Here is a 26,353-nt window from a genome sequence, read left to right on the forward strand (position 1 = left end):
GCTTTTTTACTTCTGTGCGAACGTCACTGATCCACCAATCCACTGAACCACCGCTATGCGGCGCACTCGCGCGCCACGTCGCGCTGCGCGACGTCCGCCCCGACGTAAGCCCCAAAGCGCAGCGAAAAATCGACTGCCCTCACGTTCTTCGTGAGCCCACCCATGGAAACGCGATTCACGCCCGTCTCGGCAATCGCGCGCAGCGTTTCCGGCGTGACGCCGCCCGACACCTCCAGACTGGCACGCCCCTCGTTGACACGCACGGCCTCGCGCATGGCATCGAGCGAGAAGTTGTCGAGCAGGATCGAACTGGCGCCGGATTCCAGCGCTTCCGCCAGCTCGTCGAGCGTTTCCACCTCGACCTGAAGCGGCACTTCCGCACCAAGCGCCTGGGCGGCGCGAATCGTCGGCGCAATGCCGCCGCCCGCTGCAATGTGGTTTTCCTTGATCAGAATGCCGTCGTAAAGTCCGCGCCGATGGTTCTCTCCACCGCCCACGCGCACCGCGTACTTTTGCGCGAGGCGCAGTCCCGGCAGCGTTTTTCTCGTATCGAGAATGCGCGCCGCCGTGCCTTCGACAATGCGCGCCATCGCGTGCGTTGCCGTGGCCACGCCCGAAAGCAGCTGGAGAAAGTTGAGCGCGGTGCGCTCGGCGGTAAGCATGCTGCGCGCGGGCCCGGCGATCCTGCACACGGCCTGCCCTTCGCGCATCCATTCGCCTTCGCCGACGAACCATTCGACAGTGATGCGCGGGTCCGTCTGCAAAAGCGTTTCGTCGAACCACGGCCTGCCGCACAGGAGCGCGGCCTCGCGCACGGTGAGGACCGCCTCGGCCGAACCGGCGGCGTCGATCAGTTGTGAAGTCCAGTCGTTATCGCCGACATCTTCCGCGAGCGCTTCGCGGACATTGCGCGTCATGGCCGCACGGGTCATTGCATCCATTTCAGGGTCCCTATATTGAGCGGGAAAGCAGCGTGAAGCCACCTGCTGCCACGCCTTATGCGTAGCCGTCAATATTACTAGAGATTTAATAAAATGGAACCTGGCAAACGACCTGCGAAATCATGAAACCACTGGCCTCAGTTGCTCTCGTACTCCTCGCCGCGCGCAGCGATCAGGTTGCCCATTTCCCGCGTTGACGGAATGCGGCGCGCCGGATCGCTCGACTCGGCTTCGTCGCGCGCCATGTTTTCGATAATCGTCAGCAGGACCTTGCGCGCGACGTTGATCTCGGTCGCTTTCAATCCGGCGACACTGATCTCGTTGACTTCTTCCGCAAGCGGAACAAGCTTTTTTTTCAGGCTCCGGCCGCGCGGAGTGAGATAGACGTGCGTGTTCTTGCGATTGCCGGGCGCATAGCGGCGCTCGACATACCCGAGCTTTTCCATTGCCGACACCGCGCTGAACGTGGTGGGCGTCGTGGTGCCCGTCTCGTCGCTGAGTTCCTTCTGCGTGAGCCCGTCCGTGACCCACAGCACACGCAGAAACGCCCAGTGGCCGAACGAGACTTCGTGCTGCGCCAGGCGCATTTGCAGACCGCGAATCATCGCGCGGCCCGCATCCTTCACCAGGTGAGCAAGACGATCATCCGGCACCGCCTCGCGCCAGTGCCGCAGGATAGGGTCCTCGCTCGCGACCCCGCCCTTTCCCGAAGTACCTGCTGCCATACCTTCCTCGCCGTTATTGTGATCAGACTGGCGACAATCATAGCGCTTTAGCCGGCGCGAGAGGCACTGTTCTGCAGCGCCCGCCGCTCAGAAGGTGTGGCGAATGCCCACCGTGACGCCCGCCTGATCCATGCCGGGCGCGATGTCCACGCCCGTCCCCCGAATGCCGACATTGGAAAATGAACGATTGGAGACATACGCGCCTTCCGCGTACACATCGGTGCGCTTCGAGAGCGCGTAGTCGACCAGCAACGCCCCCATCGTCGGGCCGCCGTGCGGATTGCGAAACTGCGTGTGATAGACGCTGGCGGAAATGGAGAGCGGCGTATTCACTCGCCAGGTCACGCCGCCCCAATAGAGCATCGAACTGGGCGGCACGTCCGTGTTGCGCGTGTTCAGCCAGCGCAGGCCCGCAAGCGCCCTGACAGGCCCGATGTCGTACGAAAGGCCGAACAGCGCGCGCTGCTGCGTGTTGCTCTGCGTGGCGATCGAGGTGCCCTGCAACTGGTCGTACGTCACGCCGATGCTGAACGGCCCACGGTCGTACAGCACCGCGGCGCTCATCTCGCGGCCCACTTTCGTCGCGCCGGGCACGTTCGCGCCGTTTGGAATCGTCGAGTCGAAGCCCGTGCTGTACAGCGCCGCGAACGTCACGTCGCCGAGATGCACGCCGTAGCGCACCGAATTGTCCGCGCGGTTCACGAACTGGCTGTCCATGCTTTGCGCGGAATAGCTCGGATTGAACGTCAGCGCGTCGTACTTGTACATCAGCTCGTAGAGCAGATTCTGGTGACGCCCGAGCGTGAGCGTGCCGTACGGTGTCGCGAGGCCGACGAACGCCTTACGGCCGAACAGCCGCCCGCTCTGGCCGAGCGTTCCGTTGTTCACGTTGAATCCGCCCTCGAGCGTGAACACGGCCTTGTAGCCGCCGCCAAGATCCTCCGAGCCCTTGAGCCCCCAGCGCGATCCGGCAAGATTGCCCGACTGCTCCCGGATCACCGAGCCCGTCTGTTTGCCTTGGGGCACCCGGTTGACGTATTCGACGCCCGCATCGACGATGCCGTACAGCGTGATCGAACTTTGCGCATGAGCCGCCGTGCAGGCGAGCGCCAGCAGCCCGCCGCACGCGAGCGGGAATGTGTGTCCCTTCATGTTCATTTGTATTTTGGAGTCCGTATTATATTGAGTTGTCCCCTTCCACACATGCGTCGCGCAACCGTCAACGAACGGATGCGCAACGCCAGGACTACCGCGGGAGGTCAGATCTTGAAGCTTTCCAGGCTGGCTGGGTGGAACAGCTCAGCGGGCTGAAGGCGCCGGCTCGACAGGCCCTCGGCATGGTGCTGCGCAAGGAAGCGGTCGATCACGTGCTCATTGCCGGCGAATCCGTACGACCAGAAGTCGGAACCCATCAAGCGTCGCGCGTTGCGCAACTGGTCTTCGATGAACGGCAGCGTCACCTTGGTCGCCGAGGTGTCGCTCAAACGCGCGAGCGCCACCTGCTTCGCGTGCTCGAACGCCTTCGCGACCGCGCCCGGCAGCCACGGATGCTGCTCCGCCAGCGTCTTGCGGATGCCGAGCGTGTGCATGATCGGAAAGAGCTTCCTGCGCTCGTACCACTCGGCGGCGCGCTGCTGGGGGTCATCGAAGAGATACTTGACCTTGGGATGCCCGCGCTCGAAGCACGACGGCGCACGCGGCCCGATCACGCCGTCGATCTCGCCGTCGGCGAGCAGGTTCGAGATCGTCTGCCCTTCGGGCGCGTTTTCCAGCACGACGCCTTCCGGCAGCTTGAGCGCGATCTTCTCGACGCGCGTCGGGTCCTCGTAGCCGCCGCGCACCCAGCGGATATCCGAAGCCTTCACGCCATATTCCTCTTCGAGAAAGAGCCGCACCCACACGTTGGCCGTGAGCTGGTATTCCGGCACACCGATGCGCTTGCCCTTCAGGTCCTCGGGCCGGTCGATGCCACGGTCGGAACGCACGTAGATCGAGCTGTGCCGGAACGCGCGCGACGGAAACACCGGCACCGCGATGTAAGGCGAGGTGCCCGCGGCCGTCTTCACCGAATAGCTGCTGAGCGAAAGCTCGCAAATGTCGTAATCCGCGTGCCGGAACGCGCGAAAGAAGATTTCCTCCGGGTCCTGCAGCATGAACACAGGATCGACGCCGTCGATCTGAACGTCGCCGTCGATCAGCGGCCGCATCCGGTCGTAATTGCCCACGGCGATCGAAAGTTGAAGCTTGCTCATTCCTGCTCCTGTCTGACTGTCAAAATGCGATCCGTCGCGTGCATCGTCACGCGCCGGACTGAGGCGCCTGCCGCTCGCGCGGTACGCCGAAGAAGACGGCGATGCCGCCAATGAAAACGAGCGCCGCGACCAGCAGGATGCCGGCCGAGAAGCTGCCGGTGACGCTCTTCACCCAGCCGAGGACGATCGGCGCGAAGAACGCGCCCACCTGCCCGAGGCTGCTGATGACGCCGATTCCGCCCGCAGCCGCCTCGCCCTTGAGGTAGTTCGGCGGAATGGTCCAGATGATGGCGGCGGCCGCGAAATAGCTCACGGCAACGAGACTCAGGCACGCGATTGCGGCAACCGAGTTGTGCGTGAGAATCGTGAGCAGCACCGCGCCCGTTGCGCCCGCTGTCGTCGACAACACGAAGTGCCAACGGCGCTCGAGCCGCAGATCGGAGCTGCGCGCGATCAGCAGCATGGCGACCGCGCCGACGATGTATGGCAGCGCGGACAGCAAGCCGATCTGCAACATGTTGGAGACGCCCGCCTGCTTGATGATGGTAGGCGTCCAGTAATTGAGGATGGTCCCGCAAATGGGCACCGTGGCCCAGCCAGCGGCGATCACATACACCCGCGGGTCGCGCAGCGCGACGAGCAGACGGCTCGGCGCGTCGTGCGGCTTCTGCCGGTGCTCTTCCTCGAGCGCCTCCGTGACGATGCGCTTTTGCTCATCCGTGAGCCACGCCGCGTCCTGCGGCCTGTCCGTCAGGTAAAACCACGCGACCACGCCAGCAATCACGGCAGGCAAGCCTTCGAGAAAGAACAGCCACTGCCAGTTGCGAAAGCCCCATACATCCATGAAGTTCTGGAGGATCAGCCCCGAAAGCGGGCCGCCGATAATGCCTGCGGCGGCAATCGCGAGCAGAAATCGCGATGTGATACGGGCACGGCGTTTCGACGGATACCAGTACGAGAGATAGAGAATGATCCCTGGCCAGAAGCCCGCCTCCGCGGCGCCGAGCAGCGTCCGGGCGAGGTAGAACTGCCAGGGCGCGGTCATGAACGCCATGGCGGTGGAAATGACGCCCCACAGCAGCATGATTCGCGTAACGGTCCGGCGAGCGCCGATGCGCCTGAGCAGCAGCGTGCTCGGCACTTCCAGCAGGATGTAGCCGATGAAAAACAGGCTCACGCCGAGCCCATACGCGGCATCGCTCAGGCCAAGGTCGTGCTTCAACTGCAACTGCGCGAAGCTGACGTTGACACGATCGAGATAGTTCAGGACCCAGCAAAAGAAAAGAAAGGTCATCAACCTTAGTGTGACCTTGCGATACGTCGCCTCGACGACCGCCGAATCGGCGACTCGAAGCGGGGGCGCATCCTCGTAGCTCAACGTTGAATCTGTCATGTCCGGGGCTCTCCTGGTTTCAGACTTTTTGTCTACGTAAACCGACAGGCTATCCCTCCCGATGAGGGGTATTGTGTCCGCGTTCCGCATAATTAGACGTCTAGCAATTAGGCTACGGGTCCTCGATTACGCTGGCAAGTGGGGGTTTATACCGACCAAAAATTTGCGGTGGATCAACTTGCGTAATTAGATCTCTAGCAATAAGATACGATCCATGGTAGCGAAACGAGTCGAGCAGAAGGAGACGGACATGACCACCCCCGAAGGCGGTTTTCTGCATCTGAAGATTGCAGAAAAGGAGAAAATTGCGCGCGACATCTGGCGCTTTGAGCTAACCGACCCGCAGGGCGCCCTGTTGCCGCCGTTCGAAGCGGGGTCGAATCTGACCGTCGTCGTGCCCAACGGCGCGCGTCGCAGCTATTCGCTCTGCAACGACTCGCAGGAGCGGGATCGCTACGTCATTGCGGTGAAGCGGGACAGCAATGGGCGAGGCGGGTCGATGAGCCTCGTCGACGAAACCTCCGCAGGGGACGTGATCGAGGTCTCGCTGCCGCGAAACGAGTTTCCGCTCGACGAGCGGGCGAAATCGTTCATTCTCGTCGCGGGAGGCATCGGCATTACGCCCATGCTGTCGATGGCGCGCCAGCTCCGCGCGGAAGGTCTGAGGCAGTTCAAGCTGTATTATCTGGCCCGCGATCCGGAGGGCACCGCGTTTCTCGACGAACTCAGCGACGCAGAGTGGCGCCCGGCGGCAACGATTCACCACGACTTCGGCGAGCTGGCGAAATCGTTCGACTTTTGGCCTGTATTCGAACGGTCGAAGTCGGCGCAACACGTGTACTGCTGCGGGCCGCAAGCGCTGATGGACACCGTGCGCGACATGACGGGCCATTGGCCGTCCGGCACCGTGCACTTCGAGAGCTTCGGCGCGAGCAACGCGAATGCACGGGAAAGTACCCCATTTACGGTTCGGCTCAAGCGCAGCGGCACTTCTCTGGAAATCCCCGCCGACCGCTCGATCCTCGACGTACTGCGCGCCACGAACGTGCGAGTGCCAAGCTCGTGCGAAAGCGGCACCTGTGGGTCATGCCGCACAGGACTATGCTCGGGAGAAGCCGACCATCGCGATCTCGTACTGCGCGACGACGAAAAGGAAACTCAGATCATGGTCTGTGTTTCGCGCGCAAAGTCGGCGGAGCTGGTGCTGGATCTCTGAACACGCAACGCGGCATCGGCGCACCTTTCGATGGCGCAAAGCCTGATAGCCGCTACAACCCCCACCTCTGCGACGGCGTATGCATCGGACTATCCCAATGCCGCGGTCATTTCGTCGTCCAGCACAACGTAAGCTAATCGACGCACCCGCCATTTCCAGCGAGGTCGTCAGCGAACCGGCCTGCACGCGCGAGATCTTCAGATCGCGCTGTTGCAACCATAAGCGGGCGGAATTGATCGACGGGTACAGTTCGCCGAGCGCCGTACCGCCCAACCGGTGGATCAGGACCGGCAACTCCGGGCCACTCGCTGGCTTCAGGCCGGCGACGATCGCGGTCAGCAGTGCTTCGGCAATAGCATCGGTCGCGGCAAAACGCGCGCATCGCAGCCCACGTTCGCCATGAATTCCTGCGCCGACCTCGATTCCTTCGGACTCCGACTGTTCGAGGCCGTAGCGCTCGCCCAGTCACGTGCCTGCGAGCGCTCGACGTTCAACCCGCGCGCGCAAGAAACAGCCGTATTTCATCGACGAGCCAGTCGCGCAACGCACACACTTTCGGATCGTCCCGGCTGCCGATGCGATAGACGAGGTCATGGCCACGCTCGGCCTTGAGGCGAAACTGCGGGAATGGAGCAACCAGACGTCCGGCTGCGATGTCGTCCGCCACGATCACGCTGCGTCCCAGTGCGACGCCTTCGCCACGAATCGCCGCCTCGATGGCCAGGCTCCCGTGGCTGTACGCCGATCCGCGATCGCTACGCACGCTGCTGACTCCCGTCAGCGCGAACCATTGCTCCCAGTTCGCGAGCATGCCGTCCTCGTGCAACAAGGTACAACCGGCGAGACTCGCCACCGACGACAATCCCCCCATTTTCTCCCGATAGGCGGGACTGCAAACGGGCGTCACGGTCTCTTCCAGAACCCGCTCGGCGAGGACGCGCGGATAGCGACCGCTCCCGTAACGTATCGCCACATCCACTTCTCTGTCGTTGAGATCGACATATGTGTCGGTGACGTCGAGGTGAACGTCGAGTTCCGGGTGCAGCGCCTTCAGCCGATGCAGCCGTGGCGCGAGCCACTTGTTCGCGAACGAAACGCTGGCGTTGATCTTCAGGCGCGCGACGTTGTCATGCGCACGAAGGCGTTCGGCCTCGCTCGTCAGTTCTCCCAGCGCGCGAGTCACGACCAGCAGAAACTCAGCCCCGGCTTCCGTCAGGATGATCCGCCGGGTCAGGCGCTGAAACAGCGCGACACCGAGATGCTCTTCGAGCGTCTTGATATGCCGGCTCACCGCGCCGTGCGTGACGTGCAGTTCCTCCGCCGCCAGCGTCATGCTCAATAACCGCCCGGTTGCTTCGAAGGCGCGCAGCGTTTGCAGAGGGGGAAGCCGGTCGAACATAGATAGATACGTGTGAGTTTCGCTCACGCATTATATGACGACAAATGGTTTGTCAGCCGGGGCGGCGGCCCTCAATATCTACATACGGAAGCGGTGGACGCGCCCCTGGCCCGGATGTACCGGCTGGCGCTTCGGTCGCGCCCGGGTGGGTGATGTCGTTGTCGTCGGAACCACACTCGCTTTGCCTGTGCCGCGGATTCGCCCCGCGCGCGGCCTCCAGAGCCGGCATCCTTTTCATTGTTCGCAAATCATGAATCTTCTTGCTTTCAAGCTCATCGTTACGCCGCTGTTGCTGTTGGGTGCTTCTATGGCCGTTCGCCGCTGGGGCGAGGCGATCGGCGGGCTGGTGGTCGCGCTGCCGCTGACGTCGGGGCCGATCTCGCTTTTCCTGACGCTCGAGCATGGATCTGCGTTTGCCGCGCAGGCTACGGCGGGGTCGCTCGTCGCGACGGCTGCGCAAGCGGCGTTCTGTTTCGTCTATTGCAGACTGGCGGCCCAGGGATGGCCTGTGGCCCTCGCCGGCGCTTGCGCGACGTTTTCCATCGTCGCCGGTCTTTTGCAACACATCGCGCTCCCGGAAACGGGCCTCTTTCTTGTCGCTATCCTGGCCGCCATGCTTGCGCTCAGCGCCATCCCCAATACGGCAGCCAAGACCGGCAGGCTCGATGCGCCGTGGTGGGATCTGCCGACGCGTATGGCGCTCATCGCCGGCCTCGTCGTCAGCGTGACGTTGACCGCGCCTTACGTCGGACCGGAAGCGAGCGGCGTGCTCGCGTCCTTCCCGTTCATGGGGATCATTCTTGCCGTTTTCAGTCATCGGATGATGGGCCATGCAGCCGCGCAGCAAGTGTTGCGCGGCATGGTGGCGGGACTTCTCGCCTTCGCCGCGTTTTTCTATGTGCTCGGCCTGACGTTGACGCGGTTCAATCTGCTCGTCGCATACGGCGGCGCGATTCTCTGCACGCTCGCGATACAAGCCGTCTCCCTGTACCGGATGCGCGTCCCCGCCACCGTGCCTGCGGAGTCAGCGCGAGTGCAATGAATCGGCGAACATCGCGATTCCAATCGTTCACGCAACTACGCGCACGGCACGATCGGCCGCGTCTTCTCAGGGCGTGAGACGTCTCAGAGGAACGGCGAAATGTTCGCGATCGCGCGCGTCACGTACGTCTCCTTCTCTCCCACTGGCGCGACGTAGTGAATCGCGCTGCGCGCAGCCTCGACGCCGTCCAGACGCGCGATGAACCACGCCGCCAGATACTGCGACGACAGACAGCCGCCTGCCGTCGCGACGTTTCCCCTCGCCACGAACGGCTGATTCAGCACAGCCACACCCGCTTCTTCGACCCACGGCCTGGTGGTCAGGTCAGTACAGGCCGGCACACCGTTCAACAGACCCAGCTTCGCGAGTATCAATGTGCCCGAGCATTGCGCGCCCAGTAGCTGGCGCGCCGGATCGAGCTTCAATTGCGACATCAACGCCGCATCGCCGACGACGTCACGGGTCTGTATTCCGCTGCCGACCAGCACCGCGTCGGCCTCGCAAGCGTCCTTCAGCGACGCTTGCGCCTCCAGCACCACGCCGTTCATCGAACGCACCTTCGCGGCCGGACTCGCGATCGACACCCGCCATCCCGGCTTTTTGACCCGGTTGAGGATGCCGAATGCGATCAGCGAGTCGAGTTCGTTGAAGCCTTCAAAGGTCAGGATGGCGATGTGCATGGCGTCCTCGTGCGGGTGGAGACGTTGGATCGCTTCATCGTAGAGCCGACAATCAATACAATCAAATAATTGTCATGGATACATTCAGGCATGCCTCAGCCCCGCTACAAGGAACTGGTCGACCGCCTCGCGGCCGACATCCGTGCAGGCCGCCTGCGTCCCGGGACGCGTCTGCCGACTCACCGCGACCTCGCTGCGCGCGAAGGCCTCGCATTGGTCACGGCCACGCGCGTCTATGCGGAGCTGCAGGCAATGGGTCTGGTGAGCGGCGAAGCCGGCCGCGGCACGTTCGTCAAGGAGCCTCTGCCTCGCGGTCAGGGCATCGACCTGCATGCGTGGAGCACGGACATCGTCGACCTGAGCTTCAACTATCCGTCTGCGCCGGGCCAGACCGATCTTCTCAGGGCCGCGCTGCGTCAGCTTGCGGCAGCAGGTGATCTGGAGTCCCTGCTTCGATATCAGCCGCACGGCGGGCGCGAGCACGAGCGGAGGACGGTCGCGCGTCATCTGGCCAGCCGTGGAGTGCCCGCAACCGCCGACACCACATTGCTCGTGAGCGGCGCGCAGCATGGACTGACGACGACCGCCATGGCGCTATTCGAGCCCGGCGACGTCGTAGCCGTCGATGCGCTGACTTACCCGGGATTCAAGCTGGCCGCCGAGGCCAATCGTCTGGAGCTTGCGCCGATCCCGGCCGCTGGGCGCGGACCCGATCTGGATGCACTGGCGGCCCTGTGCAAGCGACGGCGAGTACGCGCCGTCTACGCGATGCCGACGCTGCACAATCCGCTCGGCTGGGTGATGAGCGCGACGCGGCGTCGCGAGCTTGTCGCCCTCGCTCGACACCACGGACTGATCCTCATCGAAGACGCGGCCTACGCATTCCTGGCCGAAGACGCGCCGCCGCCGTTGGCATCGCTTGCTCCCGAGACAACGGTGTATGTGTCGAGCCTGTCGAAGAGTGTCGCGACCGGGCTGCGCGTCGGTTTCGTCTGTGCGCCGCGCGAATGGATTGCCAGGCTCGAACGGACGATCAGGGCGACGACGTGGAACACGCCCGCGACCATGACGGCCATTGCGTGCGGCTGGATGGAGGACGACACCGTGGACCGGCTCGAAGCCGAAAAGCGGCGGGACGCGCGGATACGTCAAAGCCTCGCCACGGAGGTCCTGGGCCGGATCAAGCGGATCAGCCATCCGGCGTCGTACTTCGTCTGGCTTCCTCTGCCGCCGGAGGTTCGCGCGGACACGATTGCGATGGCGTTGATGCGCGAGCGGGTTTCGGTGTCGACGGCGCAGCCGTTTTCGACGTCGGCGCATGTGCCTCACGCCATCCGGCTGGCGCTCGGCTCCGTCGATCTCGACACGCTCAGGCGCTCTCTGGAAACCGTGGCACGGGTTGTCGCCGACCATACCTACTGACCGCGACTCGCGACGCTGCTCTTCAGCTCCGATGCAGCGGACACGTCCCCTGATTCGAAAGCGTTGGGCGTATCATCTCGCAGGAGACAACGAACGCCACACGGCATGCGTGGCGTCTCGACGTAACGCAGCGCAATCGCCCGTGACACGGGAGCGCGATCGCAAGTACAGAAAAAATGACAGTCAGATTCAACGGGAACGCGAGGAGCAGCCGATGCACGTGACAGAACGGGTGCCCACCACGAGCCCGCCGCTCATCCTCGCGACGAAGGTCTGTCCACCGCGCCTGCCCGCCGGCCTGATCGACCGGCCGCGGCTCGTCGCGCTGGCCGACAACGCGCAATCCAAACGACTCACGGTTATCAAGGCACCTGCCGGTTTCGGCAAGACATCGCTGGCGCTCACGTGGCTCGACCGGCTGACGGCAAGCGGCGCCTTCATCGCCTGGCTTTCGCTCGACAGCGACGACGACGAGCCCGCGCGCTTCTTCCATCATCTCGCGCGGGCATTGCGCAACGCGTGTAGCAGCGTTGGCGCGTCCGCGATCAGCCTGACGACGGAGGCATCGCTGCTGCCCACGCAGTCGATCGTATCGACGCTGATCAATGAACTGGTCGAGGTCGACGACGAGGTGTATCTGTTCATCGACGACTATCACGCGATCAGCCTGCCCGCGATTCACGATGCGATGTCGTACTTCATCGAGAATATCCCGTCGAACACGCATGTCGTGCTCTGCACGCGCACCGATCCTCCGCTGCCGCTCGCGCAACTGCGCGCGAAGAACGATCTGCTGGAAGTTGATGCCGCCGCGCTGCGCTTCAACTTCGACGAAACGCGCAGCTTTGTCGAACACGAATGCCCCGGCGGCTTGCACGCGGGCAGCGTCAAGTCGCTGTTCGCGCGCACGGGAGGCTGGGCGGCCGCGCTGCGCATTTGCGCGTCGGTGCTCTCGCGTGACGAAGGCCGGTCCGCTCAGGACGTGAGCCCGCTGTCCGGTGCTTCGCGGCCGTTCGCGGCCTACCTCGAAGACATGCTCAAGCGCCTGCCGGCCGACATGGTCGGCTTCATGCTGCGCACGTCGATACTCGATCGCCTGTGCGCGCCGCTATGCGAAGCCGTCACGGGCATCGCCGCCGAGCAAGGCCTGCTGGACACGATCGCCGCGCGCCAGTTGCTGCTCGACCCGCTCGACATCGAAGGACATTGGTTTCGCTATCACCATCTGATGGGCGAGTACCTGCTGCGTCGGCTCGAAACCCAGCATCGCGAAGAACTGGCCGGTCTGCATCGGCGCGCATGCCAGTGGTACGCCGAACAGAAACAATGGACGGATGCGGTCAAGCATGCGATAGCCGCAGGCGACATGGAACACGCCGTCTCCCTGATGGGCCACTGCGCCAGGACGCTCGTCGCGAAAGGCGACCTGCTCACGCTGCTCGGCTGGCAGCGCCAGTTCCCGGCGCATCTGATGCGCGGACAGGTCAAGGTCACGCTCGCGATCGCATGGGGCATGGCGCTCGCGATGCGTTTCGACGAAGCGCTCGCGATGCTCGGCGACATCGAGCGCGACGCGAGCACACGCACGGACGAGACCGCCGAAAGGATCGGCTGGGAATGCCGGGCGATCCGCTCGGTGATCGCCGGGCTACAGGACGATGCGCCGCGCGCGCTCGACATCGCGCAACACTGTCTCGAGCATCCGCCCGCTGACAGCTGGACCACCAACGTTGCATCCAACGTCGTGCGCTTCGGGCACTGGAAAGCTGGCAACCTCGGCGCGCTGTATGCAACGCCGTGGATTCCCGATTCCATCTACGACGACCACCGCAATGTGTTCGCATCCGTCTACCGGTTGTGCCTGCTTGGTCACGCGGAGATGCAGCAGATGCACTTCGTGCTTGCGGAACGCTACTTCACCGAGTCGATCCAGCTCGCCGAGCGGCATTCGGGCCCGAAGTCGATTGCGGCCGCGCTCTGCACGCCGATGATCGCGCAGATCTGGTACGAGCAGGGGCGGCTCGACGAAGCCGAAGCGCTGCTCGTCGACCTGATGCCCGTCATCGACCTCGCGGTTCTGCTCGACAGCACGTTCTTCGCGTATCGGGTGCTGGTGCGCATCGCCATCTCGCGCGCCGATTTCGAGCAGGCCTATGCACTGCTCGATCACGCGCTGGCACTCGGCTACACACGGCGATGGGACCGGATGATCGCGGGCGTCCATGCGGAACGCACACGGCTTTATCTGCGGGAGGGCAGGATCACGGAAGCGTCGGCGTGTGTCGCTCAACTGGATCGGCTGGTGGACACGCGCGCCGCCGCTTCGAAACCGGCGTCACCGGAAATCGAGACTTTCCGCGCGGTTGCGGTTGCGTCGCTGGCAATGGCGCAGCAGCGGACAGAGGAAGCCGTCGAGTCGCTCGAGTCCGCGTTGCGAAGCGTAGAAAGCCGGCACAACGACTACCTCGCGTTACGCCTGCGCACCGTGCTCGCACTCGTCTGGCTGCGCGCGAACGACCAGGCGCGCGCAGTCGAGATCTTTCGCGACGTGCTGAACGCCAATCGCGACATCTACCGCTCGATTCTCGACCAGGGGCCGGAAATCAGGCAGCTGCTGCAAGCATCACGCGACGACACGTGCGCCGTATCGATGACGAAGGACACCATCGCGTATATCGACCGTCTGCTCGATGGCGCGCGAGCGCTGTACGAGCCCGGCGCGACACCCGACCGCGACAGCAGCCGCGAGCCGTTGAGCACGAGAGAGCGCAGCATCGTCGAGTTGATCGCGCGAGGGCAATCGAACAAGGAAATCGCGCGCACGCTCGGGATCGCGCCTGAGACTGTGAAGACGCACGTCAAGAACATCTTCGCGAAGCTCGATGTCGACAAGCGCGCGCAGGCCGTTGCACGCGCGCAGGCGTTGGGACTGGTTGCGGCCGGCTGAGGCGATTTGGGCCTCGATCTTCCGCTCACTTTGTCCGCGTTCGCGACGCTGCATTCCTCGATGCTCATCGCGTTCGCGCCTTGCGAGGGTCAGGCGAACTGCTCGCGCAACCACTTCTTGTTCGTCTTGCCCACGCTCGTCTTCTGCAGCGCATCCACGAACTTGACGATCTGCGGCACCGCGTACTTCGAGATCTGCCCCGTCTTGCTGAAGCCCATCACGTGCTGCCGGACGTCGTCTTCCGTGACCACCGCGTCCTGCCTGAGCACCACGAGCGCAACGGGACGCTCGCCCCATTTGTCGTCCTTGATGCCGATCACCGCGACTTCCGAAACGCCCGGATGCAGTGAAATCAGGCTTTCTATTTCGAGCGAAGAAATCCACTCGCCGCCCGACTTGATGACGTCCTTGATGCGATCGGTAATCTGGACGTTGCCGGTCGTGTCGATGTTCGCGATGTCCTGCGTATGCAGATAGCCGCCTGCCCACAGTTGCGCCGACGCATCCGGATTGTTCAGATAGCCCTGCGTCAGCCACGGCGCGCGCACGACGATTTCGCCGTATGCCTTGCCGTCATGCTCGACGTCTTCCATGTGTTCGTTGACGATGCGCATGTCGACGAGCGGCACGGGATAACCGGTCTTGCAGCGCAGGCGCACTTCTTCATCGAGATCGAGCGGCTCCGTCTGCGGCTGGAGTTGCGCAAGGCTCAGCACGGGACATGTTTCCGACATGCCATAGCCCGTGAAGACATCGATGCCGCGATCGAGCGCGGCGCGCGCGAGACCATGCGGCAGCGCGCCGCCGCCGATCACGATCTTCCATTTGCTGAGGTCGACATGTTTCGCTTCGTCACACGAAAGCAGCATGTGCAGGATCGTGCTGACACAGTGCGAAAACGTGACGCCTTCGTCGCGCACCAGTTGCACGAGACGCTCGGGCACATAACGGCCCGGATAGACCTGCTTCACGCCGAGCATCGTCGCGATATAGGGCATGCCCCACGCGTGGACATGGAACATCGGCGTGAGCGGCATGTAGACGTCGCCGCGATGAAAGCGCTGGCCCGATACCGGGCTCGACAGCGCGGCCATCAGCGTGATCGTGTGCAGGACCAGTTGTCGATGCGAGAAGTACACACCCTTGGGCAAGCCCGTCGTTCCCGTCGTGTAGAACGTGGTCGCGCGAGTGTTCTCGTCGAAGTCGGGAAAGTCGTAGCTCGTCGCGCTTGCCGCGAGCATCGCCTCGTATTCCGTCGCGAACGGAATGGTGTGCGCGCACGCGTCGCTGCCCGGTTCGTCGATCCATACGAAAGTGCGGACCGAGTGAAGCTGATCCCTGATCGCTTCGACGACAGGCAGGAAGTCGGTGTGGACTAACAGCACTTCCGCGCCCGCGTGGTTGATCGTATAGGCGATCTCCGCTTGCGACAGCCGCACGTTGACGGTCTGAAGCACGGCGCCCATCATCGGAACCGCGAAGTACGACTCCAGATAGCGATGACTGTCCCAGTCCATCACGGCCACCGTGGCGCCGTGGCGCACACCCAGTCGATGCAGGCCGCTGGCGAGCTGCGCGATGCGTTCGCGCAGCGTCGTATAGGTCATCCGCAACTCGCCGCGATAGACGATTTCCTGGTCGCGCGCCTGAACGAACGGCGTATGCAGCAGATGCTTGATCAGCAGCGGATAAGCGTAGGGTGATGGCGTCGAATCGTGCCCGGCGTCCTGCATCGATGTCTCCTCATGTCGGGTGATGGGTCGGGTACGCACAGGTCCTTCGATGCTTGTCGCGCCTGGTGCGTCCCGAGTGAGGCCATGATCGGATTGTTCGGAGGGACGCGACATCCCCTGAACGGGGGAGCCACAAGATGCGCCCGCCTGGCGACAATGCCTTGCAGGAAATCCCCACGCCTGCCTGCATGGCGACTAGTGCTTTCATCGACTCACATGGCGCTCATGACGAACACGTCCGAAGCAATGCGGACAAACCTGTGGTTCAGTTCCTTGCCGCTTGCAATGCAAGAGGCGCTCATGCGCTTGTGCGAGCCGATCACGCTGCATGCCGGCGAGTACGTGTTCCGCCGGGGCGACGCGCCCAACGGATTCTTCGGCCTCGAAAGCGGCAGGCTTAAGGCCTGCACGCTTCGCGAAGACGGCAAGGAAGCGATTCTCGCCGTCGTCGAGGCCGGCAACTGGTTTGGGCAAACGAGCATGGCAGCCCGACATCCGCGGCTGCGCGATGTCGTCGCGCTCGAACGATCCAGCTTGTTCGTCGTCAGGACACGGGCCTTCGACGAGTTGATGAAGAATCAGGTCTTCTTCCGCGCGATCGCCGAATTGCAGTCGATCCATATGAACTGGCTTTATCGCATGGTCGAAGACGCAACGCTGCATTCGACGCGCGCGCGCATTGCCCGCAGGCTGCTGCTGCTCGCATCGGGTGACGTGACGATGCTGTCGCAGAGTCGCGCTAATGTCGATGTCTCGCAGGACACGCTTGCGATGATGCTCGGTATCACGCGACAGACGCTCTCGCTGGAACTCAAGGCGATGGCGGAGAAAGGAGCGATCGCACTCCGCTATGGTCGAATCGAGATCTGCTCGAAAGACGTGCTGTCCTCTTTTCAGGAATGACACCGATCGCTCCCGCCAGGTTCCGCTCGCCTAGAACATATGACGCAAGCCGGCCATGATGCCCAGTTGCGTCGTACCGAACGCGAAACTCAAGCCATTGATGCCCTGGAACTGCGCACCGACCATTCCGCCGCGATATAGCGAGTAGTCGGCTTCGAGATACGTATCCGTGCGTTTAGACAAGTTGTAGTCCGCAACGAGCTGGAATTGCGTCGAGTTCCCGTCGCCGGATTGTGCCTTCCCCGTCTGGATCGTGCGCCACACGTTGGCCGAAAGATGCGTTGTATCGCCTATCTGCTGCGTGACGCCGCCGAAGAACATCTTGCGGGCGCTGAATGTATTGAACTTCAGCGCGGTCAGTTCCGGCTGGCTAAACGGCCCGTTGGGGAAATTGCCGACGAAGCCGTTGTCCTGCCGGTTCACTGCCCAGCCTGCCATCACCGTGGTGCTGCCGAATGAATATGAGCCACCCGCCGTCCACGATTTGAGGTGCGCCGACGAGTTGACCGCGTCGCGCGAATCAAGGTACGCGGCACCAAGACGCAGCGGTTCGCCGGGCAAATAAAGAAGCGACGCGCCGATCTGACTACCCGCGCCGAACGCGCCCGCATTGCCGCCAAACACATACGACACCTCGGCTGTCAGGTATTGCCATCGCGCTGCATACTTGACCATGTTGCTGGTCCATACGCCCTGCGCCATCATGACTTCCGGACGAAACTGATAAAAGGTCGGCAACCACGGGTTAGTGACGAAAGCGCTCAGTACCGCATCGGAAAGCGGATTGAGCTGACGACCCATCGTCAGCTTGCCATAGCTGCTGGACTGCACGCCGACGAGAGCCGTATTGAAGAACGGATAAGCCGGATCGATTACACCGGAGTTCGGGAAGAACCGATCCTCTAGCTGGAATACCACCTTCGTGCCGCCGCCAATATCTTCCGTTCCCTTGAAGCCGAAAGTACTCTCGGTCGCTCCGCCGTTAGCGAGTCGAATAGCCGAATCGCCATTCGGGTTCGCGTGAGTCGTGTAGCGAATGCCCGTATCGACAACACCGTAGAACGTCACGAGCGATTGCGCACTCGCTGGAACAGCGTAAAGCGTCGCTGTCGATATGACGCCCGCCAATATTCCGCCTCTCCGGGCGGTTTTGCAGAACACTCTCCTTGCCTTCATCATGCATCGTCTCCAACCATTATGATTATGTCGTGCTACGTAATATGTTCGGGCTCGACGGCAATTTCATCGCAATCGCGACTCGCGGCAATCAGCGCTTCGCGCCACACCCACACGTTGCCCGGAAATAATCGCGGCAACTGCCAGAAAAATTACAATTGGCGGCGGGCGGTTCCTGGGACGTCGAAGCCGGAGAACCTTGCGGCCCGCTTCTAAAATCGGTGTAAAGACACGACGCTGACGAGTAAACGCGCCATATAGATCGCCATAATTTTTCGCGCGCAGGCGCTTTTTTTACGCGAACTTTATTCGCGTGGCGCTACGCTAGGTTCGTCTCGACTAACTGAAGCTGGACTCAACGATATGGGCTTCGCACAAGTTCTCACCCGACACGACACCGTCCCGGATATCCAACCCCGATCGCGCTCCAACGTCGTTCCTCTGCGCGCCCCGCGCGTGCGACTCGAAGTTCTTCTCACCGGCACGCAACCCGAAAGATTGCGCACCAATCTCGCAACGCTGTTCCATTCCCCACTCGGCGTCTACGTCTCGCATACCGAGGTATCGCGCAACGACGTATGCGTGCATTTCAACATTGCACCCGAAGACCTCGACTTCACTCTCCACACGCTGATCACAACATTGTCCGAAGCGACGATCGGCCGCATCACGCGCGTCGGCATGCGCACGGAGGGCTGACATGTATTCGGGAATCTGGCTTCCGCTCGTTACGCCGTTTCGATCAGGCGAAGTCGATGTGGAAGCGCTTCAGGCGCTTACCGAGCACTACGCGCGCACAGGTATCGCCGGTATCGTCGCGTTGGGCACGACGGGAGAAGCCGCGCTTCTTTCGGAGATCGAGCGCGTCACGGTTCTGCAATCGATCGGCGACGTCGTCGCGGGCCGCTTGCCCGTACTCGTCGGCGTCGGCGGATTCGATACGCGCGAGTTCGTGCGAGAAATCCAGCGCTTCGATCGCTGGGACGTGACAGGCTTTCTGGTCTCCGCGCCCGCGTATGTCTGCCCGGATCAGCTGGGCATCGCACGGCACTTCGAGCAGATTGCGCGTGCAACGGAGCGGCCCATCGTGCTCTACGACGTGCCTCACCGAACGGGCGTATCGATCGAGCCCGACACGGTTCGCCGGCTAGCGGAATGCGAAAACATCGTGGCCATCAAGGCGTGCGCGAGCCGTCACTTCGACGCGCTGTGCGATCTGCCCATCAACGTGCTGTGCGGTACGGACGAAGCGCTCATCGACTGTCTCGCGGCGGGCGGGGACGGCGGCATTCTTGCGAGCGCGCATGTGTGCGCGGATCTGCTCGTCGAAGTGCATTCGCTGATGCAGGCTGGAGACGGCGATACGGCACGCCGCATTTTCAGCCTGCTCAAGCCTGTGATCAAACTGTTGTTCGCTGCGCCCAATCCATCGGCAATCAAGTCGATGCTGTCACTCGAAGGCCGCATCTCCGACGAAGTTCGAATGCCGCTCACGCCGGCTTCAGCCGAACTGGTCGAGCAACTAAGACAAAGTTTCGCGGTGCTGCAAGACCTGCGAGCCGAGTTCGCGGTGGCCGTGCAGTAGGCTCGATCGAATCGACATCACGCTGCGCGCGCCGAAGCACGATGCTCCGGATGACGACGCAGCGTTCCGTCGATCGCGTGGGCGATGGCTTATACCGGGAACGGATTGAGTTCCGGGAATCCTTCCTGGTGCCAATAGGGATACGCGGGCCTGACCTTGCTCGCCTCGTCGAGTTTCGCGACCTGCTCCCGCGTGAGATTCCAGCCGACCGCGCCGAGGTTTTGACGCAACTGTTCCTCGTTGCGCGCCCCGACGAGCACGGTCGCGACAGTAGGACGCTGCAGCAGCCAGTTCAACGCAATCTGCGGAACGGTCTTGCCGGTTTCCTTGGCGATATCGTCCAGCGCATCGACCACACGATAAAGGTACTCGTCAGGCACGGGCGGTCCGATGTCGGCCGTCTTGTGCAAGCGGCTCTGCGCGGGCAGCGGCTGGCCTCTGCGGATCTTTCCCGTCAGACGGCCCCAACCCAGCGGGCTCCACACTACTGCACCGACGCCCTGATCGATGCCGAGCGGCATCAGTTCCCACTCGTAGTCGCGGCCGATCAGCGAATAGTAGGTTTGATTCGCGACGTAGCGCGGATAGCCATAGCGGTCCGCCACATCCAGCGATTTCTGCAAGTGCCAGCCGGAGAAATTCGACACACCGGTGTAACGGATCTTGCCTGCGCGCACGAGATCGTCGAGCGTCGAAAGCGTTTCCTGCACCGGCGTCTTCGCATCAAAGCCATGCAACTGGAACAGATCGATGTAATCCGTCTGCAGGCGCTTCAACGCGGCGTCGACCGCCTTGATCAGATGAAAGCGCGATGAGCCGACATCGTTCGGGTCGCTCTCGGAGAAGCGGAAAGTGGCCTTCGTCGAGACGATCACCTCGTCGCGCCGCCCCTTGAGCGCTTCGCCCAATATGGACTCCGATGCGCCGCTCGAATAGATGTCGGCGCTGTCGAACATCGTCACGCCGGCGTCGAGACAGATATCGACGAGCTTGCGCGCCTCCGCGACATCCGTTTCTCCCCACGCCTGAAAGAGCTCGCCCTTTCCTCCGAACGTTCCCGTGCCGAAACTCAGTACGGGAACCTTGAATCCCGATGCGCCGAGATGACGATATTCCATGCTGGCCTCATTGATGAATGAACCGTAATGAACGAATGAACCGGACTGGATGATGCGCGTCCGCATCGTGCGATGCGGCGCAAAGCAAAACGCCGAGCCGACAGCCTACTCCATCCATTTCCGATGTGCAGGACAGGCAACGTCAACGGCATGAAAGACGAAGCGCGCTTGCGCCGCCAGCTAGCCGCCCGCCTTTGTCACGCGCCAGATGGTATTGCCGACGCCGTCGGCGATGAAGACATTAGCGCAAGTTGCACAGACCGCCAGCAGACACAGACACACACATCAGCGCAAAAAACTTCCACGTCCACGGATACTTTTCCTCGCCTCAGGCATCATAGGTAGCGTTACCTCGAACGCAGCATGCTGCGCACTGGAGGCCGGATGAAAGGTAGACGCATATTCGTTGCAGGTGCGACCATCGTCGTTCTTGCTCTCGCGGCTGCATACGGTGGCCGCGCCGCGCATGCGTGGCAATCGCGACTCGAACCCGTATCGATACCGTCGGCGCCCGCAGGCGATGCGGCGGCCGTGGCGCGCGGCGCAAAGCTCGCGGCAATCGGCGACTGCATCGGCTGCCACACCGCGCCCGACGGTCAACCGTTCGCGGGCGGACTGCCGTTGCAAACGCCGTATGGCGTCATCTATTCGACCAATATCACACCCGATAAGGACACGGGCATCGGCCTCTGGTCGCTCGACGCATTCACACGCGCGATGCGTCACGGTGTTTCGCGCGATGGCCATCTGCTCTATCCCGCGTTTCCGTATCCGCACTTCACGCGCATGAGCGACGCGGACATCGCATCGCTCTACGCGTGGCTGATGAGCCGCGAAGCCGTCAACGCACGCGCGCCGAAAAACGAGTTGCGGTTTCCGCTCGGCTTCCGGCCGATCATGGCCGCGTGGAATTTGCTGTATCTGCATCCGGGGCCTGACGAACCGTCGTCCAGCACCGCCGATCCGCAAATCGCGCGCGGGCGCTATCTCGTCGACAGCGTCGGCCACTGCGGCGCATGCCACACGCCGCTCAACCGCCAGGGTGCGGAGCAACGCGACAGCGCGTTGCAAGGCGGCACGCTGGAAGGCTGGGATGCGCCCGCGCTGACGAATCTCTCGGCGCGTCCCACGCCCTGGACGCAAGCGCAGCTCGTCAGCTACTTGCGCACGGGCTTCGCCAGCGAACACGGCGCTTCGGCTGGACCGATGCGCCCCGTCACGCGCCTGCTCGCCGATGCGTCCGCAGAGGACGTTCAGGCGATGGCCGCTTATCTGATCGCGTTGCAATCGAATGCGCGCGCAGCGCCCGGCGATGCCGCCGCTTCTTCCGCTTCGTCGATGAATTCCGCTGCTTCCATCTCGCACGTCAGCGTCGCGGCCCAGCCCGGAAACGGCGCGAGCCTGTTCGTCGCGGCCTGCGCATCGTGCCACGGCATCAGCGCGCCGATGTCGGGCGGCCAAGGCCATCCGCCGCTGTCGCTCGGCACGGCCGTCAATGCCGACAGCCCGCGCAACATGGTCCGCATCATCCTCGATGGAATCGACTGGGACGACAGCGCGTCGGCGCAGTTCATGCCGCCTTTTGCAAGCACCTTCACCGATGCGCAAATCGCCGAGCTTGCGAACTACACGCGCACGCGCTTCACCGCTCGCGGCCCGTGGCCCTCGCTCGATGCCGACGCGGTCGCCCGTCTTCGAAAGGAAAGCTCACAACGATGATCACGCTCAACGTCAATGGAGTCAGTCACACACTCGATGTCGACCCGTCCACGCCGCTGCTCTATGTGCTGCGCAACCAGTTGCAGTTGAACGGCGCGAAGTTCGGCTGCGGACTCGGCCAATGCGGCGCGTGCACGGTCAGCGTCGGCGGCGACGCGGTGTTCTCTTGCCTGATGCCCGTCGTGGCCGTCGGCGAGCGGCCGGTGCGCACCGTCGAAGGACTCGGCACGGCGGACCATCCGGGACGGCTGCAACAAGCGTTCATCGATCAGCAAGCCGCCCAATGCGGCTACTGCATCGCGGGCATGATCATGCGCGCGCAGACGCTGCTCGACCGCACGCCGCATCCGACCGACGAACAGATCCGCCGCCACATGCAGCCCAACCTGTGCCGCTGCGGAACGCATATGCGGATACTCGCCGCGATCCGCGAAGTAGCGGCGACTGCGTCGCAGGCAAACGACGGAGCGAAGTCATGAGCAACGATCACCGCTATACGACCGCTGCCGGCGACGCACCAGGCGATGCGGGACGGCGCCGCTTCCTCGTCGGCGGCTCGCTGATGGTGAGCTTCGCGATCGTGCCCGGCGCGGCCGCAATCGCGCAAACCACGACGGAAGCGGGCACCTTCAACGCGAGCGCCCCGAAGCTGCCCGGCAGCCTCAAGACCACGCCGTTGCTCGACGCGTGGATCAAGATCGATCCCGACGGCCGCGTGAGCGCATGCACCGGCAAGGCGGAGCTCGGCACAGGCGTGCGCACGGCCCTGTTGCAGCTCGCCGCGGAAGAACTCGACCTGCCGCCGGATGCGATCGACCTGATCACCGCCGATACGGGCGCGACGCCGAACGAGGGCTATACGGCAGGCAGCCACACGATGGCGGACAGCGGCACCGCGATCCTCAACGCGGCGGCTCAGGTGCGCGCGCTGCTCGTCGCGAGCGCGGCCTCGCAGTTGGGTGCCGACGCAGCGATACTCACGACGCGCGATGGCGCGATCGTCGCGGCGGATGGACGCCGCGTCACATATGGCGAAGCCGTCCGTCACGCGAACCTGCACCAGAACGCACAGCCCGATGCGCCGAAGAAAGCGCCAGCGCGTTACGCGGTGATCGGCCGCACGCTGCCGCGCATCGATATCCCCGGCAAGGTGACGGGCGGCACTAGCTACGTGCAGGACTTGCGTCTGCCCGGAATGCTGCATGCCCGCGTCGTCAGGCCGCCGGCTTATGGCGCGACGCTCGCTTCCGTCGATACCAGGCGCGTCGAAGCGCTGCCCGGCGTCGTCAAGGTCGTGCGCAACGGCAGTTATCTCGCCGTGGCCGCCGATGACGAATGGCGCGCGATCGTCGCGATGCGCGAGCTGATGCTCGCCGCGCAATGGCACGCGGGGCCGCCGCTGCCCGATCCCGCGAAGATTCACGACGTGCTGATGCGCCTGCCGGCGCAAGAGATCGGCGTGGCCGATCGACACGCTTCCGACGCCGCGCCCGCGACGACGCTGCGAGCCCGCTATTCGAAGCCCTATCTGACGCACGGCTCGATCGGGCCGTCGTGTGCGCTCGCGCATCTGGACAACGGCGTGATGACGGTGTGGACCCACACGCAGGGCGTCTATCCGCTGCGCGCGGGCCTCGCCGAACTGCTCTCGATGCCGCGCGACAAGGTGCGCTGCGTACACATCGAAGGCTCGGGCTGCTATGGCCACAACGGCGCCGACGACGTCGCCGCGGACGCCGCACTGATCGCGCGCGAGCTGCCCGGACGCCCCGTACGCGTGCAGTTGATGCGCGAGCAGGAGCACACATGGGAGCCTTTCGGCCCCGCGATGACCGTCGATGCCAGCGCGTCGCTCGACGCCAGTGGCGCGATCGTCGACTGGCGTTACGAACTGTGGAGCAACACGCACAACAACCGCATCGAGAATGCGGGCCGCCTGTTGCCCGCGCAACTGCTCGAGCATCCGTTCACGCCCGCGCCGCCCAAGCCGATTCCGATGCCCGAAGGCGGCGGCGATCGCAACAGCATTCCGCTTTACCGCGCACCGAACCTGCATGTGCAGCATCACTTTCTGCCCGACATGCCGATACGCGTGTCCGCGATGCGCTCGCTCGGCGCGCACATGAACGTGTTCGCGATCGAGAGCTTCATCGACGAACTCGCCGGCGCGGCGCACGCCGATCCCGTCGCGTTTCGCGTCAAGCATCTGGACGATCCGCGCGCGCTCGATGTCATTCGCGCGACGGCCAAACAATTCGACTGGCAACCGCGCGCGGCACGCATAGTGAAAACGGGCACGAGTCCGCGCGGCACCGGCTTCGCGTTCGCTCAATACAAGAACCTGATGGCGTACCTTGCGATCGCGATGGACGTGACCGTCATGCGCGATACCGGCGAGGTTCGCATCGAACGCGTGGTGGCCGCAGTCGATTGCGGACAGATCGTCAATCCCGATGGCGTGCGCAATCAGATCGAAGGCGGCATCCTGCAGACGAGCAGCTGGACGCTGTTCGAAGAAACGCGTTTCGACACGGAGCGCATCACGAGCGCCGACTGGAGCACGTATCCGATCATGCGGTTTTCATCGGTGCCGAAACGTGTCGAGGTCACGTTGATCGATCGTCCGGGCTTGCCTTTTCTCGGCGTCGGAGAAGCGGCGCAAGGTCCGGCCGCTGCGGCGCTTGCGAATGCGATCTACGATGCGACGGGCGTGAGAGTGCGCGACATGCCGCTGCTTGCAGCGAAATCGAAGGATGCGCTGAAAGCGTAGTGCATGGGCTCACATCGATTGAAATCAGCCCCGGCGTCCCGGATTGCGCTCGTCGAGCAGGCCATCGCGCCGGTCGAGCAGATAGCGCGCGCGTTCGATGCCCGCGCGAAGTGCTTCGGCGCGCGTCGCCCAAAACGGGACTGCGCTTTCTGGCGCGTCGAGTTCCACTTGTTGTCCGTCGCGCTCGACATCGATCGCGGGCAGCCAGTTCTCACCGTCCTGGCTCGTCGCGCCGACCGTCACCGTATAGCCGTGATACACGTAGCATGCGCCGTCGGCCGAGGTTGTAGATGGGTTCATAGTCGTCACCTCATTTGAAACGAGAGCCTGCTCTCGATGAGCAAGCGGTGTGCCCCTCGCGAAGGCTTCGCGACGGCATCGCGACACTAAGGGTTTGTTAAGAAAACATCGGTAGCCTGTCGCCTTGCGCCGCTGGCAGCCCGCCGATTTGCGCATGGGTTCGACAGCAATCGACGACAGCAGCGAGCGGTTTTATCGATCAACATGTCTCACTGAATTTCACGCTAACGCCATGGAAAAAGCGAACAACGCGATAGTCAAGGTTCCCGAGGTCACACTCGCATTCTGGATCATCAAGATCGCCGCAACGACGCTCGGCGAAACGGGCGGAGATGCCGTCTCGATGTCGATGAATCTGGGTTATCTGATCGGCACGATCATCTTCGCCGCGATATTTCTCGTAGCGGTCGTTGCACAAATGAAAGCGGATCGCTTCAGCCCCGCGCTGTACTGGGTCACGATAATCGCGACCACAACGGTCGGCACGACGCTCGCGGATTTTGTCGACCGGTCGCTCGGCATCGGTTATGCGGGCGGCAGCACGCTGCTCGTGTTCCTGCTGCTCGCCTCGCTCTTCGTCTGGTATCGCACGATGGGCTCGGTGTCCGTCACGACGGTGTCGTCGAGCAAGGCCGAGGTGTTCTACTGGGTCACGATCATGTTTTCGCAGACGCTCGGCACCGCGCTGGGCGACTGGACAGCCGACACGGTAGGTGTCGGCTATTCCGGTGCCGCGCTGATCTTCGGCGGATTGCTGCTCGTGCTCGTCATTGCGTATTACGCAACGGAGATTCCGCGCACGCTGCTCTTCTGGGCCGCGTTCATCCTGACCCGGCCGCTCGGCGCCGTCGTCGGCGACTTTCTCGACAAGCCGATCGCCAACGGCGGTCTTGCAATGAGCCGCTATCACGCGTCGATTGCGCTCGTGCTGTTCATTCTGGTCTGCGGTTCCGTGTTCAGGCAACGGCCCGCTGAGGCATCGCACTAGCGTGCAATCCATCGCGCGACGTTCATCATGCCGCGCGATGGGCA

The 26,353-nt window shown here is 63.2% G+C and carries 22 protein-coding genes and 1 pseudogene; 11 read left to right on the forward strand and 12 right to left on the reverse strand.

Translation table 11 applies throughout. From position 1 onward, the window contains the following. Positions 1-53: 53 nt before the first annotated feature. From nadC to VSR68_RS05315, 5 genes are all read right to left on the reverse strand, one after another. Positions 54-941, reverse strand: coding sequence for a carboxylating nicotinate-nucleotide diphosphorylase (nadC, locus tag VSR68_RS05295; RefSeq protein WP_342938782.1), 888 nt, complete (start codon positions 939-941; stop codon positions 54-56). A 137-nt stretch (positions 942-1,078) separates the two neighbouring features. Beyond that, positions 1,079-1,666: a MarR family winged helix-turn-helix transcriptional regulator gene (locus tag VSR68_RS05300; RefSeq protein WP_342938783.1), complete on the reverse strand. Its 588-nt coding sequence runs from the start codon at positions 1,664-1,666 to the stop codon at positions 1,079-1,081. Between the two features lie 87 nt (positions 1,667-1,753). Continuing rightward, positions 1,754-2,824: a porin gene (locus VSR68_RS05305; protein WP_428983457.1), complete on the reverse strand. Its 1,071-nt coding sequence runs from the start codon at positions 2,822-2,824 to the stop codon at positions 1,754-1,756. A 101-nt stretch (positions 2,825-2,925) separates the two neighbouring features. Continuing rightward, the gene (locus VSR68_RS05310; RefSeq protein ID WP_342938785.1) at positions 2,926-3,918 is read right to left on the reverse strand and encodes an ABC transporter substrate-binding protein; all 993 of its coding nucleotides are present in this window, start codon (positions 3,916-3,918) and stop codon (positions 2,926-2,928) included. 46 nt (positions 3,919-3,964) lie between these two features. Continuing rightward, complete coding sequence (locus tag VSR68_RS05315; protein WP_342938786.1) at positions 3,965-5,311, reverse strand: MFS transporter; 1,347 nt, start codon at positions 5,309-5,311, stop codon at positions 3,965-3,967. A gap of 250 nt (positions 5,312-5,561) precedes the next feature. Here VSR68_RS05315 and VSR68_RS05320 point away from each other — a divergent pair, with 250 nt between their 5' ends. Then, positions 5,562-6,527 (forward strand): PDR/VanB family oxidoreductase, encoded by a 966-nt coding sequence (locus VSR68_RS05320; protein WP_342938787.1) that lies wholly within the window; start codon positions 5,562-5,564, stop codon positions 6,525-6,527. Positions 6,528-6,579: 52 nt separating this feature from the next. Here VSR68_RS05320 and VSR68_RS05325 read toward each other — a convergent pair. Continuing rightward, positions 6,580-6,950 (reverse strand): annotated as a pseudogene (locus VSR68_RS05325) (dihydroxyacetone kinase subunit DhaK); the annotation flags it as partial. Between the two features lie 67 nt (positions 6,951-7,017). Continuing rightward, positions 7,018-7,926 carry a transcriptional regulator GcvA gene (gene gcvA, locus VSR68_RS05330; RefSeq protein ID WP_342938788.1) on the reverse strand — a complete coding sequence of 303 codons (909 nt, stop codon included), beginning with the start codon at positions 7,924-7,926 and terminating at the stop codon, positions 7,018-7,020. Between the two features lie 250 nt (positions 7,927-8,176). On the opposite strand from gcvA, the gene VSR68_RS05335 reads away from it, so the two are divergent. Further along, on the forward strand, positions 8,177-8,968 hold the full coding sequence (locus VSR68_RS05335; protein ID WP_342938789.1) for a hypothetical protein: 792 nt from the start codon (positions 8,177-8,179) through the stop codon (positions 8,966-8,968). Positions 8,969-9,051: 83 nt separating this feature from the next. On the opposite strand, the gene VSR68_RS05340 is transcribed toward VSR68_RS05335, so the two are convergent. Then, positions 9,052-9,648: a DJ-1/PfpI family protein gene (locus tag VSR68_RS05340; protein WP_342938790.1), complete on the reverse strand. Its 597-nt coding sequence runs from the start codon at positions 9,646-9,648 to the stop codon at positions 9,052-9,054. A gap of 90 nt (positions 9,649-9,738) precedes the next feature. Between VSR68_RS05340 and VSR68_RS05345 the strand changes: the two genes are divergently transcribed. Together VSR68_RS05345 and VSR68_RS05350 are read left to right on the forward strand one after the other, a co-directional pair. Continuing rightward, on the forward strand, positions 9,739-11,070 hold the full coding sequence (locus VSR68_RS05345) for a PLP-dependent aminotransferase family protein (protein WP_342938791.1): 1,332 nt from the start codon (positions 9,739-9,741) through the stop codon (positions 11,068-11,070). Between the two features lie 214 nt (positions 11,071-11,284). Beyond that, on the forward strand, positions 11,285-14,017 hold the full coding sequence (locus VSR68_RS05350; RefSeq protein ID WP_342938792.1) for a LuxR C-terminal-related transcriptional regulator: 2,733 nt from the start codon (positions 11,285-11,287) through the stop codon (positions 14,015-14,017). Positions 14,018-14,106: 89 nt separating this feature from the next. Here VSR68_RS05350 and VSR68_RS05355 read toward each other — a convergent pair whose 3' ends face one another. Continuing rightward, positions 14,107-15,750 (reverse strand): fatty acid--CoA ligase, encoded by a 1,644-nt coding sequence (locus VSR68_RS05355; RefSeq protein WP_342938793.1) that lies wholly within the window; start codon positions 15,748-15,750, stop codon positions 14,107-14,109. 285 nt (positions 15,751-16,035) lie between these two features. On the opposite strand from VSR68_RS05355, the gene VSR68_RS05360 reads away from it, so the two are divergent. Then, on the forward strand, positions 16,036-16,653 hold the full coding sequence (locus VSR68_RS05360) for a Crp/Fnr family transcriptional regulator (RefSeq protein ID WP_342938794.1): 618 nt from the start codon (positions 16,036-16,038) through the stop codon (positions 16,651-16,653). A gap of 30 nt (positions 16,654-16,683) precedes the next feature. On the opposite strand, the gene VSR68_RS05365 is transcribed toward VSR68_RS05360, so the two are convergent. Then, the gene (locus VSR68_RS05365) at positions 16,684-17,832 is read right to left on the reverse strand and encodes a porin (RefSeq protein WP_342938795.1); all 1,149 of its coding nucleotides are present in this window, start codon (positions 17,830-17,832) and stop codon (positions 16,684-16,686) included. Between the two features lie 453 nt (positions 17,833-18,285). On the opposite strand from VSR68_RS05365, the gene VSR68_RS05370 reads away from it, so the two are divergent. Both VSR68_RS05370 and dapA read left to right on the forward strand, forming a co-directional pair. After that, positions 18,286-18,528, forward strand: a complete 243-nt coding sequence (locus tag VSR68_RS05370) for a hypothetical protein (protein ID WP_342938796.1) — start codon at positions 18,286-18,288, stop codon at positions 18,526-18,528. A gap of 1 nt (position 18,529) precedes the next feature. Further along, positions 18,530-19,414: a 4-hydroxy-tetrahydrodipicolinate synthase gene (gene dapA, locus VSR68_RS05375; protein ID WP_342938797.1), complete on the forward strand. Its 885-nt coding sequence runs from the start codon at positions 18,530-18,532 to the stop codon at positions 19,412-19,414. An 89-nt stretch (positions 19,415-19,503) separates the two neighbouring features. On the opposite strand, the gene VSR68_RS05380 is transcribed toward dapA, so the two are convergent. Then, a complete protein-coding gene (locus VSR68_RS05380) occupies positions 19,504-20,532 on the reverse strand; it encodes an aldo/keto reductase (protein WP_342938798.1) in 1,029 nt (342 codons plus the stop codon). Positions 20,533-20,916: 384 nt separating this feature from the next. Here VSR68_RS05380 and VSR68_RS05385 point away from each other — a divergent pair, with 384 nt between their 5' ends. Genes VSR68_RS05385 through VSR68_RS05395 form a run of 3 tightly spaced genes read left to right on the forward strand, consistent with a single transcriptional unit; the run spans position 20,917 to position 25,021 of the window. Beyond that, positions 20,917-22,251, forward strand: a complete 1,335-nt coding sequence (locus VSR68_RS05385; protein ID WP_342938799.1) for a cytochrome c — start codon at positions 20,917-20,919, stop codon at positions 22,249-22,251. Continuing rightward, positions 22,248-22,730, forward strand: a complete 483-nt coding sequence (locus VSR68_RS05390; protein ID WP_342938800.1) for a (2Fe-2S)-binding protein — start codon at positions 22,248-22,250, stop codon at positions 22,728-22,730. Before VSR68_RS05385 ends, VSR68_RS05390 begins: the two co-directional genes overlap by 4 nt. Continuing rightward, positions 22,727-25,021 (forward strand): xanthine dehydrogenase family protein molybdopterin-binding subunit, encoded by a 2,295-nt coding sequence (locus tag VSR68_RS05395; protein ID WP_342938801.1) that lies wholly within the window; start codon positions 22,727-22,729, stop codon positions 25,019-25,021. The genes VSR68_RS05390 and VSR68_RS05395 overlap by 4 nt, the downstream gene beginning before the upstream one ends. A 24-nt stretch (positions 25,022-25,045) precedes the next feature. Here VSR68_RS05395 and VSR68_RS05400 read toward each other — a convergent pair whose 3' ends face one another. Continuing rightward, on the reverse strand, positions 25,046-25,321 hold the full coding sequence (locus tag VSR68_RS05400) for a DUF6566 family protein (protein WP_342938802.1): 276 nt from the start codon (positions 25,319-25,321) through the stop codon (positions 25,046-25,048). A 232-nt stretch (positions 25,322-25,553) separates the two neighbouring features. Between VSR68_RS05400 and VSR68_RS05405 the strand changes: the two genes are divergently transcribed. Then, positions 25,554-26,309 carry a hypothetical protein gene (locus tag VSR68_RS05405; protein ID WP_342938803.1) on the forward strand — a complete coding sequence of 252 codons (756 nt, stop codon included), beginning with the start codon at positions 25,554-25,556 and terminating at the stop codon, positions 26,307-26,309. Positions 26,310-26,353: the final 44 nt, after the last annotated feature.

Source organism: Paraburkholderia phymatum (assembly GCF_038900715.1).
In the GTDB taxonomy this organism is placed as follows: domain Bacteria; phylum Pseudomonadota; class Gammaproteobacteria; order Burkholderiales; family Burkholderiaceae; genus Paraburkholderia; species Paraburkholderia phymatum_A.